Below are 14,745 nucleotides of genomic sequence, written 5' to 3'. Positions count from 1 at the left end.
GCAGCAGGGCGACCCCGAGCTGACTCGCCACCAGACTGCGCACCGCCTCCACCGATGCGGTGCGCAGCACGATACGGGGGGAGATGCCGTAGCGACGCAGGCCGCCACCGATGATCTGATCCAGCTGATCGGCGGTCAGCGAGATCATCGACTCCTCCCCCAGCGCGGTGAGCGAGAGGGTCGACTCGGCGCAGAGCGGGTGGTTGGCGGCCAGCCAGAGCCGCAGCGGCGAACGGGTCAGCAATTCGGTATCAAACGCCTCTTGCCGGATGGTGCGGTTGGTCATCAGGATCCCCACATCCACCTCGCCATTGACGATCTGGTGCTCCAGAAAAGGCTGTTCATCCTCCTTCACCTCAATCTGTACCGCCGGAAAGGCACGGCGAAAGCGGCCAAGCGCCTCTGAGAGGTAGTAACCCGCCACCAAGGTGGTCACGCCGATGGTGAGTCGCCCCTGATCCTGCTGGGCCACCGCTTTGAGGGAGTGGCTCGCCTCGGTCATGGCGCCGAGAATGCGGCGGGCGTGGAGCAAAAACTGGTGGCCCTGGGTGGTGAGGGTGACGCCGCGCGGATTGCGCTCGAATAGCGGGGCGCCGAGCTCGGTCTCCAGCTCGCGAATGGCGCTGGTGACCGCCGACTGGGAGATATGAAGCTCGGCTGCGGCACGGCTCACTGAAAAGCTGTCGGCCACGGCCACAAAATAACGGATCTGGCGAAAGGTAAAGTTCATCGGGCATCCTTGCCGATTGGTACGATGAGTGTGATTGGTAAGATTGACTGCCAGCTTAACCGTAAACGGGCGTCTCGCCAAAACCGGGCACTGCTGCCAACTCAATGATCTGCCGATTAAAACCATGCCCCTGCGGCTTGGCGAACACAACAGGGGCATGGGTCATCGCAGCAAGGTGCAGACAGGGCTATCAGGATTTGTTGAGATACCCCGCCAGCTGGCCGATCAGCCGCTTGCGCAGCTCGCCGAGTTTCGGTTTCTCGTCCGCACACCAGGGCAGCGGGCGGCACGCCTCTATAGTACGCAGGCCAAGGCGAGCGGTGAGCAGTCCGGCCCCCACCCCTTGCGCCGCGCGGGCAGAGAGCTTGGCGGCAAACTCGGCGCCCAGCAAGTCCATCCCCACCTCGGTCACCAGCTCGGTGGCACCGGCGTAGAGCATGTTGCGAAACACCTGACGGATGAGGCGTATGCGGCTCCAGTAGCCAAGTTCGATGGCATAGACATCGGCGATATCCTCGATCATCCGCAGGTTGCGCCACAACATCAGCATCATGTCGACGGTGGCGAGCGGGCTGAGCGCCACCAGAACAGCGGCCTCCCCCGACCATTTGGCCACCCGCGCCTGGGCAAGCTTGTCGCGTTCGCTCAATACCAGCTGACTGTAAAGGGTCAGCACTTCCCGATCGCTGTGGCTCTCGTCGAGCTGGGCCAGCCAAGTTTGATACCCCTCGCGCCCCTTGTCGCCACTTTTGACCGCCAACCCTTCGCAAAAGGCCTGCCCCTGTCCGACTCCCTGATGAGCAAGCAGATCTTCTGCGCGCGAGCGTACATCCTGACGCCGCTTGAGGGTGCGCAGCCGCAGCCACTCGCGCCCCACCACGCTGGCGGTACCCGCCGCCACCAGCGCCGAGGCCGCCAGCCAAGCGCTGCCCCAGAGCGGGGTGGTGAGGAATTGATCGTAAAGAAAGGCGCCATACTGGCCCAACGAGAGCAGACCGACTGCCCCAAGCCCCCAGGCCAGCAGCCGATGGCGGCGGCGCGGTTTGCTGACGAGGGCACTCTCCACCTCGGTGAAATCGTCCAGCTCGTCGAGGCGCTCGAAACTCGCCTCCTCCAGCCGCTGGGCCGGTGCGGGCGGTCGCTCGTCACTAGCCACCGTCAAGGCAGGCTCAAGGATCACCTTGCCCTGCAGCGGCGGCCGCTCTTTTATCTGATCGTTCATCGCATTGTTCTCCTGTGCGCAGCCTTCGGCTCAGGTGCCAAGACCGCACACCGTTATTCGAGGTGATCCCCAAGCAGAAACTCCAGCGCCGCATCGAGCCGGATATGGGGCAGCGCCTGATGGGGGCTCATGGGCATGGGGCGAAACGCCTGAAAATCAAAGCCCTGACTGTTCCACCACTGCGCGGGTGGAATATGGGGCGGCACCTCCCCAGGGAACAGCAGCAGCGGCTCACCGCTCAGGCTGGTGCCACGGATGGCGGGGAACTCGCGGCCATTGGCTACCCCCTTGCCCACCTCGGTCGCCTTGATGGCGGCGAGCGCCAAGCACTCGGTGGTGATCCCCTCAAAACGGGCCTGGCCGCGGCCGCTGCGCACCAGATGCTGCAGCAGTGAGACCATGGGCCCATGCTGTTCGGGGGTGACGTGATCGGCCTTGCTCGCCACAAACAGCAGCTTGTCGATACGGGGCGAAAAGAGCCGCCGCCACCAGTTGCTCTTGCCGTAGGCAAAGCTCTCCATGATGCGGGCGATGGCCTGCTGCATGTCGCCAAAGCTGGCCTCCCCGGCGTTAAGCGGCTGCAGGCAATCCACCAGCACGATCTGGCGATCAAAGCCGGCAAAGTGCTGCTCATAAAAACCCTGCACCAGATGCTGCTTGTACTGCTCGAAGCGCTGCTTGAGAGTGGCGTAAAGAGTGCCATCGGCGGGCTCGCTGTCAGGCATCTCCCACACCCAGGGGACAAACTGCAGCATGGGGGCTCCGGCATACTCCCCCGGCAACACGAAACGGCCGGGTTGAATAAGGTGCAATCCCAGCTCCTGTTTGCAGGCATGCAGATAGGCGGTGTAGCGCTCGGCAAGCTCAGCCACCGGCCGCTCTTCGAAGCGCTGTTCGACCTGCCACCCGGGGGTCAGCCAGCTGGCGGCAAGTGCCTGCAGCTCTGGGCGACGCAGCTGCTCGCGCACCTGTTCGCTCCACTGCTCGTAGCTCATCTCAAGGAGCGGCAAGTCGAGCAGCCACTCCCCGGGGTAGTCCACCAGATCCACGTAGAGGGTGGAGATCTCCCCCAGATGCTTGCGCAGAGGGTGACGGGTGCGATAGCGGATTTCGAGGCGCACCTCGGCCACGCCGCGGGTGGGCTCGGGCCAGGCAGGTGGATCGCCAAACAGGGAGTCGAGGCCACGCTCGTAGGCAAAGGTGGGGATGTGGGCATTGAGCTGCGGCACCCGGCGGGCACCGAGGATGCGCCCTTGACGCAGGGCATCCCACAACGGCAAACGGCCATCGATGGCCGCATGTTCCAGCTGGTTGACCAGCGCCGTGATAAAGGCGGTTTTGCCGCTGCGAGAGAGGCCGGTCACCGCCAGCCGAATATGGCGATCCCGCACCCGGTTCACCACGTCGTTCGCCTTGTGTTGCAGGCGAGTCAACTTCTGTTCCAGTTTATTGAGTATCAAGGCTTGACCCGTTCTCCCTTGGTGGTTGCATCTGGATAGCTGGTGTCGATGGTGGCGCATCACGGGAGGCGCCGCCATCGACATGGGTGCTTCAGCAAGAACTACAGCTTGCGAAATTCCCGCTGCAGGGTGAACTCCCTTGAGGTCACCAGCTTCTCGATCCGCTGAACTCTGGGCTCCAGCGCGTCAAGTTCCTGCGCGATGCGGCCCAGCGCCTGATGAGGGGTGATCCCTGACTGCCAGCTGCGCGCCTTCATCCGCACCTCGGCAAAGTCGGCATCCTCTTGTGAATAGAGGGTAACCGGCTTTTTGTCGAGCAAGAACCAGGCGGCGATATAGGCGGTGAAGGTGATGAAACCGGCGAAGATAAGGCCACTGATGGCGAGCAGCCGCACGATCCAGGTCTCCACCCCGAAATACTCTGCCAAACCGGCACAGATCCCGGCTATCTTGCCACGCTGGGGATCCCGATAGAGGTTACGCCCTTCACGACTGACACTGCTCATACCTTGTTCCTCCAACCGGGTACTTCCGCATCCAGAATCGACTCCAGCGCGCCCACTCGCTCCTGCATCTTCTCGGTGCGAGCCAACAGCCCTTGCAGCTGTTCCCGCTCGCTATCGGCAAGACCGGCGCCAATGCGCCCCTTGGCACGATAGTGCAGCACCAGCCAGATGGGGGCCACCACCACCATGAAGACCACCATGGGAACCATCAATACGCCCAGCAGATCTTCCATCTGTTACTCCCCCTGTTTGCCTTCACTTTTGCTGTCGCCCTGGCCCAGCTTCTGGCGCATGGCTTCCAGCTCGCGGCTTATCTGATCGTCCACTTCCAGCTCGGCAAACTGCTGCGCCAGCGCCTTGTCGGACTGTCCCAGATCGGCGCGCGCTTCCATTTCGTCGATGCGACGCTCCATCCGCTCGAACTTGCTCACCACCGCCTGGCTCTCGCCACGGGCGACCTGACTCTGCACATTGAGACGGCTGCTGGCCGCTTCGGTGCGAATGGCCATCGCCTTTTGACGGGCGCGGGCATCTTCCAGCTTGGCTTCGAGCTGACGGATCTCTTCACCCAGCTTCTCGATGCCGCTGTCGACCGCCTGCTGCTCGCGGTAGAGGGTCTCTGACAACTCGGTCTGTTTCTTCTTCTCGATAAGGGCGGCGCGGGCCAGATCTTCACGTCCCTTGGTCAGGGCCAGCTCGGCCTTGGCTTGCCACTCGTCGACCCGCTCCTGATGACGGGCGACCTGACGACCAATCTCTTTCTGGCTGGCGAGGAAGCGGGCCAGATTGGAACGTTCCTTGACCAGCTCGTCCTCCATCTCCTGGATGATCAGGCGCACCATCTTCTGGGGATCTTCTGCCTTGTCGAGCAGGGCCGTCAGGTTGGAATTGATGATGTCGGCCAGACGGGAAAAAATACTCATGATTGCACTCCTGTTATTGGCATGGCGTTGTTTCTCCATTGACAATGGCAACTTGTGTGCCAATCTGGAACAAAATTTAACTTGTTGATTTATATGGGGCAGAATAGCCGGATTGCAAGATGCCTCGCGCAAGTGATGATTAAAATCACCAACTTTTGGTAAGATTGACCAGCTTTTACAACTGACAGGGATCACTATGACCACGGCCACGGAAAGCCTGCTGGGGGAATCCAACGCATTTCTCGAGATTATTGAGCAGGCCTCACGGCTCGCCCCGCTGCGCAAACCCGTGCTGATCATCGGCGAGCGGGGGACGGGCAAGGAGCTGATCGCCCACCGCCTACATTATCTCTCGGCGCGCTGGGATCAAAGCTTTGTCACCATCAACTGCGCCACTCTGAGCGAGAGCCTGCTGGAAACCGAGCTGTTCGGTCACGAAGCGGGATCGTTTACCGGCGCCGCCAAACGCCATCAGGGCCGCTTCGAGCGGGCCGATGGCGGCACCCTGTTCCTTGACGAGCTAGCCACCACCAGCGCCCGGGTGCAGGAGAAGCTGCTGCGAGTCATCGAGTATGGCGAGTTCGAGCGGGTGGGCGGGGCCAAGCCCCTCAAGGTGGATGTGCGGCTGGTCTGCGCCACCAACGAGGATCTCCCTGCGCTGGCCGACAAGGGGCAGTTTCGCCACGATCTGCTCGACCGACTCGCGTTTGATGTGATCACCCTCCCCCCCTTGCGGGAGCGGCGGGAAGATATCCTGATGCTGGCAGAGCACTTCGCCCACAGCATGACACGGGAGCTGGGCTATCCGCTGTTTGCCGGTTTCTCGCGCAAGGCAACCCAGCTACTGCTGGATTACCACTGGCCGGGCAACGTACGGGAGCTGAAGAACGTGGTGGAGCGCAGCATCTATCGTCAGGGCAATCCCCAACTGCCGCTCTCGACCCTGGTGCTCAACCCGTTTGATTCCCCCTGGCGACCACAGGTCACGCAACCTGCGCAAGAGGCCCGAAGCGAGGTACAATCTGCATCCCCCCTCGCCCTGCCACTCGATCTCAAGCAGGCGGTGGCGGAATACGAGATTAATTTACTCAAGCAAGCGATGCAGCAATCCCAGTATAATCAGCGCAAAGCCGCTCAACTGCTGGCCTTAAGCTATCACCAGTTCCGTGGCATGCTACGCAAATATCAGCTGCTGGATGGCGATAACGATGCAGAACAAGAGTGAAGGAGCGCGGTTGATGCCGACGCCAGCAACACGCCAGCCTTCGCGCTGGCACATTTGTATCAAAACGTGCGTAAAAACCCCCTATAAGAACATGGTTCAACAATGAGAATGCTCACACCCTTGCTGCTGGGTCTGCTGGTGCTGGTCACCGGCTGCCAGAAGCAACCCGAGGCCTCCAAAACCGGACTCATCTATTGTGCTGAGGGGTCCCCCCTCTCCTTCAATCCCCATGTTTCCAACTCCGGGGTGACACTGGATGCCAGTGCCCGTCCGCTCTACGACCGCCTGCTGGAGGTGAACCCCAACACCCTGGCGCTGGAGCCGGCGCTCGCCACCAACTGGCATGTCAGCGAGGATGGCCTCACCTATACCCTGACCCTGCGCAAGGGGGTGACGTTTCACCATACCCCCTGGTTCAAGCCCACCCGCACTTTCAATGCCGATGATGTGGTCTTTACCTATGCCCGCCAGCTGGACGAGCAGCACCCCTATCACAATGTCTCCGGCGGCGATTACCCCTACTTCTACAGCTTGGGGCAAGATCTGCTGATCAAACGGGTGAGCAAGAAGGGGCCGCAGACAGTAGTATTCGAGCTGAACCAGCCGAATGCCTCCTTCCTCGCCACCCTGGCCAGCGACTATGCGGTGATCCTCTCCGCCGAATACGCCGAGCAGATGTTGCAGGCAGGCACGCCAGCCCTGCTGGATAGCCGCCCCATCGGCACCGGGCCGTTCAGCTTCAAGGAGTATCGCCACAACGAGTTCATCCGCTATCTGCGCCACCCTGGCTACTGGGGCGGCGATGCCAAGATTGAACAGCTGGTATACGACATCACCCCAAAATCCGCCAAACGGCTGGCCAAGCTGCTGACCGGCGAGTGCGACGTGATGAGCACCCCTTCCGCTAGCCAGCTCTCGGTGATCAAGCAAAATCCGGCGCTCAGTCTCTCGGTCCAGTCGGGGATGAACGTCGCCTTTTTGGCCCTCAATACCCGCAAGCCGCCGTTCAACAACGTCAAGGTGCGTCAGGCCATTGCCAGCGCCATCAATATCGACAATCTGCTGCAGGCGGTCTATTTCGATACCGGCCTGCCCGCCAACAGCCTGCTGCCGACCCTCTCATGGGGGTACAACCCCAGCCTGCCCGAGCGTAAACCCGATCTGAAACGGGCGCGCCAGCTGCTCAAGGAGGCGGGGCTGGAGAAAGGGTTCGAGATGCAGGTGCTGGTACAACCGGACGCCCGCCCCTACAACCCGGATGCAGTCAAGACCGCCCAACTGATCCGCAGCGATCTGGCCAAGGTCGGGATCAAGCTCAAGATCATGCAACGGGAGTGGCCGGTGATCGAAGGCCGCCTCACCAAGGGGCAGTACGACAGTCTGCTCTCCGGCTGGATTGCCGATAACGCCGATCCGGACAACTTCTTCCGCCAGCTGCTGAGCTGCTCGGCAGTGGAGCGCGGCAACAACTACAGCCGCTGGTGTAGCCCGGCCTTCGATCAGTTGCTGGATGATGCGGTCACCACACCCCAGCTCTCGTTCCGGCTGCGCAACTACTACTATGCCCAGACCCTGCTCAACGAACAGCTGCCGCTGATCCCGCTGGCACACGCCTTGCGTACCCAGGTCAGCCGTAGCGACATCGAGGGGCTGACGCTGATGCCCTTTGGCGGCACCTCCTTCAACCAGGCTCACAGGGAGTAAGCATGCTTCTATACACCTTGCGCCGCATCAACCTGCTGCTTATCACTCTGCTGGCGCTGACCTTTGTCGCCTACCTGCTGGACTATCGGCTGATCGGCCATCAGCTCAGCTTCTGGAGCGGCTATCCCGACTTCCTGCGCCGCATTTTCGCAGGTGACCTGGGGCTCTCCAGCGTCTCCGGGCTACCGGTGCTGGACGAGATCCGCCACTACTTCCCGGCGACCCTGATCCTCTGTCTGGCGGCGTTCGCCATCTCATTGCTAGTGGGCATTCCCCTCGGCACCCTGGCGGCCCTGTCACAGGGCAAGACGCTGGATCTCTCCATCATGACTGCCGGTCTTATCGGCTATGCGGTGCCGGTGTTCTGGCTGGCGCTGCTGGTGGTGATGCTCTTTTCGCTGGATCTCGGCTGGTTGCCAGCCTCCGGGCAGATCAGCCTGCTCTACGACGTCCCCCCCATTACCGGCATCGCGGTGATCGATGTGCTGCTCAGCAACGAACCCTGGCGGCAAGCGGCGCTGCACGATGCCCTGCGCCACCTGATTCTTCCGTCACTGGTGCTGGCGGTGGTGCCCACTACCGAGGTGATCCGCCATGTGCGCAGCTCCCTCATCGACGTGATGAAGCAGAACTACATCAAGGCGGCAGCGAGCCGGGGCCTTTCCAAGGCGCAGATCGTCTGGCGCCATGGTCTGAAGAACGCCCTGCCGCCGGTACTGCCGCTGCTGGGTCTGCAGCTAGGCAGCGTACTCACCTCCGCCATGATCACCGAGGTGGTGTTCGAGTGGCACGGGATCGGCCGCTGGCTCATCAGCAGCATCGCCCTGCAGGATTACGCCGCTATTCGCGGCGCGACCCTGGTGGTCGCCAGTTTCGTGATCCTGACCAGCGTCAGCACCGAGTTGCTGACCACCCTTATCTATCCGGCACGGCGCAAAGAGTTGTATGCCAAACAAGATTGAACGCGCTCATGGCGTGATCAGGAGCCAGGTATCCTATGCAAGATAAATCGAACATCTATCCCGAGCTCAAGATCCTCTCGCCCCTTGAGCAGACGTGGGCCTCCTACAGCCGCAATCCGTTGGCGATGGCGGGGCTCTGGTGTTTTTTGCTGTTGCTGCTCATCACGCTGGTGGGGCCGCTGGTCGTCCCCTACGGCATCGATGAACAGCACACCGACAAGCTGCTGCTCGCCCCCTCCTGGGCGGCGACCGGCAACATCGACTACTTCCTCGGCACCGATGATCTGGGGCGTGACATGCTCTCCCGGCTGGTGGTGGGGGCGCGTCTCACTTTCGGCTATGCGCTAGTCGTGGTGGTGATCGCCATGGTGGTGGGCTCCGCCATCGGTATCCTCGGCGGCATGAGCAAGGGGCTTAAATCGAGCGTGCTGCACCACCTGCTCGATACCCTGCTCTCCATCCCCTCCCTGCTGATGGCCATCATCATGGTTGCCATCATGGGGCCGGGTTTTGGCAATACCCTGATTGCCATTACGCTCGCCTTGATCCCGCCGTTTATCCGGGCCACCTACAACGCAGTACATGCCGAGATGCAGAAGGAGTACATCACCGCCAGCCGCCTCGATGGCTCGCCCCCCTTCCGGATCATGCGGCTGGCTATTTTGCCCAACATTGTCGAGACCCTGGTGGCCCAGACCACCCGCACCTTGTCGGCAGCCATTCTCGATATCTCGGCGGTCGGTTTTCTCGGCCTCGGCGCCCAATCTCCCCAACCTGAGTGGGGCACCATGCTGGCCGATTCGAGCGACCTCATCTATCTCGCCCCCTGGACCGTCACCCTGCCCGGCATCGCCATCCTGTTCAGCGTGCTGGTGACCAATTTAGTTGGTGAAGGCATTCGTGAAGCACTCAAAGAGGGGAATGACTGATGCCGCTGCTCGACATTCGCAATCTCACCATCGAGATCGACACACCGCAAGGCAAGGTCAAGGCGGTGGACAAGGTGAGCCTGACCCTGACCGAGGGGGAGATCCGCGGTCTGGTGGGTGAATCCGGCTCCGGAAAAAGTCTGATCGCCAAGGTGATCGTCGGCATCGAGAAAGACAACTGGACGGTTCGTGCCGACCGGATGCGTTTCAACGACATGGATCTGCTGACCATGGCTCCCAAGGAGCGCCGTCGCATCATGGGTCGCGAGATCGCCATGATCTTCCAGGACCCCATCAGCTGTCTCGATCCCTCCGAGGAGATCGGCACCCAGCTGGAAGAAGCGATCCCGACCGATTCGTTCGAGGGACAATTCTGGCAGCGCTTCCAGTGGCGCAAGAAGAAGGCCATCGCCCTGCTGCACCGGGTAGGCGTCAAGGATCACCGCAAGGTGATGCGCGCCTATCCCCACGAGCTGTCGGATGGCATGTGCCAGAAGGTGATGATCGCCATGGCCATTGCCAACCAGCCGCGTCTGCTGGTAGCCGACGAGCCCACCAGCGCCATGGAGTCCACCACCCACTCCCAGATCCTGCGACTGCTGGACAAGATGAACAAGCTGGGCAATACCACCATCCTGATCATCAGTAACGATATCGCCGCCATCGCCAACCTGACCGATACCATCAACGTGATGTATTGCGGCCAGATGGTGGAGGTGGGCACCCGGGAGCAGATCCTCGAAACCCCGCATCACCCCTATACCGATGCCCTGCTCAAATCGATCCCCGACTTTGACAAGCTGGTGCGCCACAAGTCGCGCCTCGAGACCCTGCCCGGCGTCATCCCGCCGCTGCAACACCTGCCCATCGGCTGCCGTCTGGGGCCGCGCTGCCCCTACGCCCAGAAGCAGTGCGTGCAGACTCCGTTGATGAACAAGATCAAGGGCCATCAGTTCAGCTGCCACTTCCCGCTGAACATGGAGGAGCCAAAAAAATGATGACCGTTAATGCCCCCATGAAGGAGCCCCGCTTGTGATCGAGCCGTCCCTGTTGCAGGTCAGAGGCCTTAGCAAAACCTACCAGAACCGTACCGGTCTGTTCCGTCGTCAGGCTGTGGAAGCGATCAAGCCCCTCTCGTTCGACCTCGAAGTGGGCCAGACCCTCGCCATCGTCGGCGAGGCAGGCTCCGGCAAGAGCACCCTCGCCCGCATTCTGGCTGGCATGATCGAACCCACCAGCGGCGACATCGCCATCGACGGCCAGCTGATGGTGCATGGCGATTACCAGACACGCTGCAAACTGCTGCGGATGATTTTTCAGGATCCCAACACCTCGCTGAACCGCAAGATCCGGGTCGGCCAGATCCTGGAAACCCCACTGCGCCTCAACACCGAGATGACCGAGGAGGAGCGCCGTGAGAAGGTGGTGCAGACCCTGCGTATGGTGGGGATGCTGCCGGATCACGCCCTGTTCTATCCGCAGATGCTCTCATCCGGTCAGCAGCAGCGGGTGGCGCTGGCGCGGGCGCTGATCCTCAACCCCAAGATCGTGGTGGCCGATGAGGCGCTCTCCACCCTGGATATCTCGGTACGCTCCCAGATCATCAATCTGCTGCTGGAGATGCAAGAGACCATGGGGCTGAGCTATGTGCTGGTAGCCAACGATTTGGGTATCGTCAGCCATATCAGTGACGAGGTGCTGGTAATGCACGAAGGTCGGGTGGTGGAGCGCGGCAAGACTCTCAAGGTGTTTGCCGATCCCCAGCATGAGGTGACTCGCCGTCTCATCCAGAACTACAACAACGAATACCGCAAATAGAGAGGCGCTGGCCGCCTCCCTCACCACTGTGTTTCGCCGAGCTCACACGGCGGGATCAAAAAAGCCCACTGCATGCAGTGGGCTTTCTGTTACCGGCGTTGCTGCTTAGGCTTGCAGCAGCAGACGGTTGATGCGGGAGACGAAGCTCGCCGGATCGTTCAGCCCGCCCTGCTCGGCCAGCTGGGCCTGTTCATGCAGCAGGGTGACCCACTCACCGAACAGTGCCTCGTCTTCGATGGTGTCGAGTTTCTTCACCAGCGCGTGATCAGGGTTGAGCTCCAGAATGTACTTCTGCTCCGGTACCGGCTGGCCGGCCGCACGCATCAGCTTGATCATCTGGGTGCTCATACCGTAGGCGTCGGTGACGATGCAAGAGGGGGAGTCGGTCAGACGGTGAGTGACACGCACCTCTTTCACTGCATCGCCCAGGCTCTTCTTGACCCGCTCCACCAGACCGGCGTTGGCCTTCTCGGCCTCTTCCTGCGCCTGCTTGGAGGCTTCGTCTTCCAGATCGCCGAGATCCAGTTCGCCACGGGTGACGGAGATAAGCTGCTTGCCGTCGAACTCGGTCAGGTGGCTCATCAGCCACTCATCCACACGCTCCCACATCAGCAGCACTTCGACCCCCTTCTTGCGGAAGATCTCGAGGTGCGGGCTGTTCTTGGCTGCAGCATAGGAGTCAGCGGTGATGTAGTAGATCTTCTGCTGGCCTTCCTTCATGCGGCCAACGTAATCCTCAAGAGAGACAGTCTGGGCTTCGCCCTCGCCAGCGGTGCTGGCAAAGCGCAGGAGCTTGGCGATCTCTTCGCGGTTGGCGTAATCCTCGGCCGGGCCCTCTTTGAGCACGTTACCGAACTCTTTCCAGAACTTGGCGTACTTCTCGGCATCGTCTTTCGCCAGCTTGGAGAGCATGGTCAGCACGCGCTTGGAGCAAGCCTTGCGCAGGGAGGCGGTCACCTTGTTGTCCTGCAGGATTTCACGGCTGACGTTGAGCGGCAGATCGTTGGAGTCCAGCACCCCTTTGACGAAGCGCAGGTAGGTCGGCATAAACTGCTCGGCGTCGTCCATGATAAAGACGCGCTGTACGTAGAGCTTCAGACCATGCTTCTGCTCGCGGTTGTAGAGGTCAAACGGAGCGCGGGCCGGTACGTAGAGCAGGCTGGTGTACTCCTGCGCCCCTTCCACCCGGTTGTGACCCCAGAGCAGCGGATCTTCAAAGTCGTGGGCGACGTGCTTGTAGAACTCCTGATACTCCTCGTCCTTGATATCTTTCGGGTTGCGGGTCCACAGTGCAGTCGCGCGGTTGACCTGCTCCCACTCGCCCGGGGTGCCGACGATGGTTTCGCCATCCTCTTCCCGATCCGGGGTTCCCTCTTTGAACATTTCGACCGGCACACTGATGTGATCGGAATATTTGCTCACCACGGAACGCAGACGCCAGTCGTCGAGGAACTCGTCCTCTTCGGCACGCAGGTGCAGGATAACGTCGGTACCGCGACCCTCTTTGGTCACGTCAGCCACGGTGAAGGAGCCTTCCCCTTCCGATTCCCACTGCACGCCCTGCTCCGGGGCAGTACCGGCGGCGCGGGAGACCACAGTCACCTTGTCGGCAACGATAAAGGCGGAGTAGAAACCGACCCCGAACTGGCCGATCAGCTGGGAGTCACGTCCCTGATCGCCGGAGAGGTTTTTGAAGAATTCTGCAGTGCCGGACTTGGCGATGGTACCCAGATGCTCGATCACCTGATCACGGGTCATACCGATCCCGTTATCGGAAATGGTCAGGGTACGCTTCTCTTTGTCCACCACCAGGCGCACACGCAACTGGCCGTCGTTTTCGAACAAAGAGGCATCGGAAAGCGCCTTGAAGCGCAGCTTGTCCGCCGCATCGGATGCGTTGGAGATCAGCTCGCGCAGGAATACTTCTTTGTTGGAGTAGAGGCTGTGAGCCATCAGGCTCAGCAGTTGTTTGACTTCAGTCTGAAAGCCGTGGGTTTCGGCATGAACACTTTGGGTCATGGACCAATCCTCAGAAACATCGGGTTGAACATATGCCCAACCTAGATGGGGACGGCCAATCAAATATCAAGGGGCGAGTGTGCAATCCTGCCCACTCGCCCCTTTAAATCTGCTCAAATGGCTATTTATTGCCCAGCTTGTCCTCTGTTAATGCGGGGCAGCAGGCAGGCTCGCCTTGCTATTTCAAGCGTTGGCGCCCCATCAGAGAGTGGGAGAGCGTGGTGCCATCCACCAGCTCCAGCTCGCCCCCTACCGGCACCCCGTGAGCAATGCGGCTCACCTCCACCCCTGCATGACGTGCCATGTCGGCGATATACCAGGCGGTGGCATCCCCTTCAATGGTGGGATTGGTGGCGAGGATCAGCTCGCTGATGTGCTCTTCCTTCAACCGGCGCTCGAGAATATCAAGCCCCAGCTCCTCCGGGCCGATGCCATCCAGCGGCGACAGGTGACCCATCAGCACGAAGTAGCGACCGGAGAACTGACCAGTCTGCTCGACGGCCGCCACGTCCGCCGGGCTCTCCACCACACAGAGCAGACCGTTCTCTTCCCGCTTGGGATTGGCGCAGATATCGCAGCGATCGTTCTCGGTAAAGGTGCGGCAGTGGCTGCAGTGGCCAATCTCGGTCAGGGCGCGAGAGAGCAGCTGGGCCAGACGCAAACCGCCGCTGCGCTCACGCTCGAGCAGGGTAAAAGCCATCCGCTGGGCAGACTTGGGCCCCACCCCCGGCAATACCTGCAGGGCTTTCATCATCTCATCGAGCAGGGGACTGAACTTCATAACACTCCTTACACAGGCCTGCCCCTCGCCACCATCAGGGCCACGACGGGTCAGCAAAACAGGATAACGCCATTGGCGCAGGACTATACCCGAGCCCGCCGCCCATCGCCATCGGCTTGCCCACAGTGCTCGCAAAAACGCGGATAGCAAAAAGCCCTGATGGAAACATCAGGGCTTTTCAATCTGGCAGTGCATGTGGTGTGAGCGTTAAACTCGCAGCAGCAAATCACCGACTATTCTGCATTGCCATTTTTTAAGACGAGCCGCGACACAGGACAAACCAAGCGGGGCTTTTCGCTCCGCACTGCTGGCACCTACATCAGGATGGCGCTTAAAAACAAAAAACCGACCATCAGGTCGGTTTTTGCAACTTGGCGGTGAGGGAGGGATTCGAACCCTCGATACGTTGCCGTATACACACTTTCCAGGCGTGCTCCTTCAGCCACTCGGACACCTCACCAAATTT

General features: G+C 60.9%; 14 protein-coding genes and 1 tRNA gene. 6 read left to right on the top strand and 9 right to left on the bottom strand.

Going from position 1 to position 14,745, the window contains the following annotated elements:
* From AB5Y85_RS09275 to pspA, 6 genes are all read right to left on the bottom strand, one after another.
* The coding region (locus AB5Y85_RS09275) for a LysR family transcriptional regulator (protein ID WP_368221346.1) at positions 1–730 on the bottom strand (730 nt) is incomplete at its 3' end.
* Between the two features lie 190 nt (positions 731–920).
* Positions 921–1,952 carry a YcjF family protein gene (locus tag AB5Y85_RS09270; RefSeq protein WP_257687622.1) on the bottom strand — a complete coding sequence of 344 codons (1,032 nt, stop codon included), beginning with the start codon at positions 1,950–1,952 and terminating at the stop codon, positions 921–923.
* A gap of 53 nt (positions 1,953–2,005) precedes the next feature.
* The gene (locus tag AB5Y85_RS09265) at positions 2,006–3,412 is read right to left on the bottom strand and encodes a YcjX family protein (protein WP_257687621.1); all 1,407 of its coding nucleotides are present in this window, start codon (positions 3,410–3,412) and stop codon (positions 2,006–2,008) included.
* 101 nt (positions 3,413–3,513) lie between these two features.
* Entirely contained in the window at positions 3,514–3,918 is a 405-nt protein-coding gene (pspC, locus tag AB5Y85_RS09260) for an envelope stress response membrane protein PspC (RefSeq protein ID WP_101530706.1), read from the bottom strand.
* Complete coding sequence (pspB, locus tag AB5Y85_RS09255; RefSeq protein WP_005333672.1) at positions 3,915–4,151, bottom strand: envelope stress response membrane protein PspB; 237 nt, start codon at positions 4,149–4,151, stop codon at positions 3,915–3,917. Before pspB ends, pspC begins: the two co-directional genes overlap by 4 nt.
* Positions 4,152–4,154: 3 nt before the next feature.
* Entirely contained in the window at positions 4,155–4,841 is a 687-nt protein-coding gene (gene pspA / locus AB5Y85_RS09250) for a phage shock protein PspA (RefSeq protein WP_005361184.1), read from the bottom strand.
* Between the two features lie 196 nt (positions 4,842–5,037).
* Between pspA and pspF the strand changes: the two genes are divergently transcribed.
* The 6 genes from pspF (at position 5,038) to AB5Y85_RS09220 (ending at position 11,479) form a co-directional block, all read left to right on the top strand.
* Positions 5,038–6,066, top strand: coding sequence for a phage shock protein operon transcriptional activator (pspF, locus tag AB5Y85_RS09245; protein WP_005333674.1), 1,029 nt, complete (start codon positions 5,038–5,040; stop codon positions 6,064–6,066).
* 108 nt (positions 6,067–6,174) lie between these two features.
* Complete coding sequence (gene sapA, locus AB5Y85_RS09240) at positions 6,175–7,770, top strand: ABC transporter substrate-binding protein SapA (protein ID WP_257687634.1); 1,596 nt, start codon at positions 6,175–6,177, stop codon at positions 7,768–7,770.
* Positions 7,771–7,772: 2 nt separating this feature from the next.
* Positions 7,773–8,732, top strand: a complete 960-nt coding sequence (locus tag AB5Y85_RS09235) for an ABC transporter permease subunit (protein ID WP_005333676.1) — start codon at positions 7,773–7,775, stop codon at positions 8,730–8,732.
* A gap of 35 nt (positions 8,733–8,767) precedes the next feature.
* Positions 8,768–9,661 (top strand): ABC transporter permease subunit, encoded by an 894-nt coding sequence (locus tag AB5Y85_RS09230; protein ID WP_005333677.1) that lies wholly within the window; start codon positions 8,768–8,770, stop codon positions 9,659–9,661.
* Positions 9,661–10,659, top strand: a complete 999-nt coding sequence (locus AB5Y85_RS09225) for an oligopeptide/dipeptide ABC transporter ATP-binding protein (protein ID WP_005333679.1) — start codon at positions 9,661–9,663, stop codon at positions 10,657–10,659. The genes AB5Y85_RS09230 and AB5Y85_RS09225 overlap by 1 nt, the downstream gene beginning before the upstream one ends.
* A 34-nt stretch (positions 10,660–10,693) precedes the next feature.
* Positions 10,694–11,479, top strand: coding sequence for an ABC transporter ATP-binding protein (locus tag AB5Y85_RS09220; RefSeq protein WP_005333681.1), 786 nt, complete (start codon positions 10,694–10,696; stop codon positions 11,477–11,479).
* Positions 11,480–11,584: 105 nt separating this feature from the next.
* Here AB5Y85_RS09220 and htpG read toward each other — a convergent pair whose 3' ends face one another.
* The 3 genes from htpG to AB5Y85_RS09205 form a co-directional block, all read right to left on the bottom strand.
* Positions 11,585–13,498, bottom strand: a complete 1,914-nt coding sequence (gene htpG, locus AB5Y85_RS09215) for a molecular chaperone HtpG (protein WP_257687620.1) — start codon at positions 13,496–13,498, stop codon at positions 11,585–11,587.
* A gap of 178 nt (positions 13,499–13,676) precedes the next feature.
* Positions 13,677–14,279 (bottom strand): recombination mediator RecR, encoded by a 603-nt coding sequence (recR, locus tag AB5Y85_RS09210; RefSeq protein ID WP_257687619.1) that lies wholly within the window; start codon positions 14,277–14,279, stop codon positions 13,677–13,679.
* 372 nt (positions 14,280–14,651) lie between these two features.
* Positions 14,652–14,739 (bottom strand) — tRNA-Ser (locus tag AB5Y85_RS09205).
* Between the last annotated feature and the right edge of the window lie 6 nt (positions 14,740–14,745).

Source organism: Aeromonas sp. R3-1 (genome assembly GCF_040908345.1).
Taxonomy (GTDB): Bacteria; Pseudomonadota; Gammaproteobacteria; order Enterobacterales; family Aeromonadaceae; genus Aeromonas; species Aeromonas veronii.
Note: the sequence above shows the minus strand (reverse complement) of the source record. Positions and strands in the feature narration are given on the sequence as shown.

Coding starts and splice junctions, on each gene's coding strand:
- pspA (WP_005361184.1), bottom strand. CDS start 4,841: ATGAGTATTTTTTCCCGTCTGGCCGACATCATCAATTCCAACCTGACG.
- AB5Y85_RS09270 (WP_257687622.1), bottom strand. CDS start 1,952: ATGAACGATCAGATAAAAGAGCGGCCGCCGCTGCAGGGCAAGGTGATC.
- pspF (WP_005333674.1), top strand. CDS start 5,038: ATGACCACGGCCACGGAAAGCCTGCTGGGGGAATCCAACGCATTTCTC.
- AB5Y85_RS09225 (WP_005333679.1), top strand. CDS start 9,661: ATGCCGCTGCTCGACATTCGCAATCTCACCATCGAGATCGACACACCG.
- pspB (WP_005333672.1), bottom strand. CDS start 4,151: ATGGAAGATCTGCTGGGCGTATTGATGGTTCCCATGGTGGTCTTCATG.
- pspC (WP_101530706.1), bottom strand. CDS start 3,918: ATGAGCAGTGTCAGTCGTGAAGGGCGTAACCTCTATCGGGATCCCCAG.
- htpG (WP_257687620.1), bottom strand. CDS start 13,498: ATGACCCAAAGTGTTCATGCCGAAACCCACGGCTTTCAGACTGAAGTC.
- AB5Y85_RS09235 (WP_005333676.1), top strand. CDS start 7,773: ATGCTTCTATACACCTTGCGCCGCATCAACCTGCTGCTTATCACTCTG.
- recR (WP_257687619.1), bottom strand. CDS start 14,279: ATGAAGTTCAGTCCCCTGCTCGATGAGATGATGAAAGCCCTGCAGGTA.
- AB5Y85_RS09230 (WP_005333677.1), top strand. CDS start 8,768: ATGCAAGATAAATCGAACATCTATCCCGAGCTCAAGATCCTCTCGCCC.
- sapA (WP_257687634.1), top strand. CDS start 6,175: ATGCTCACACCCTTGCTGCTGGGTCTGCTGGTGCTGGTCACCGGCTGC.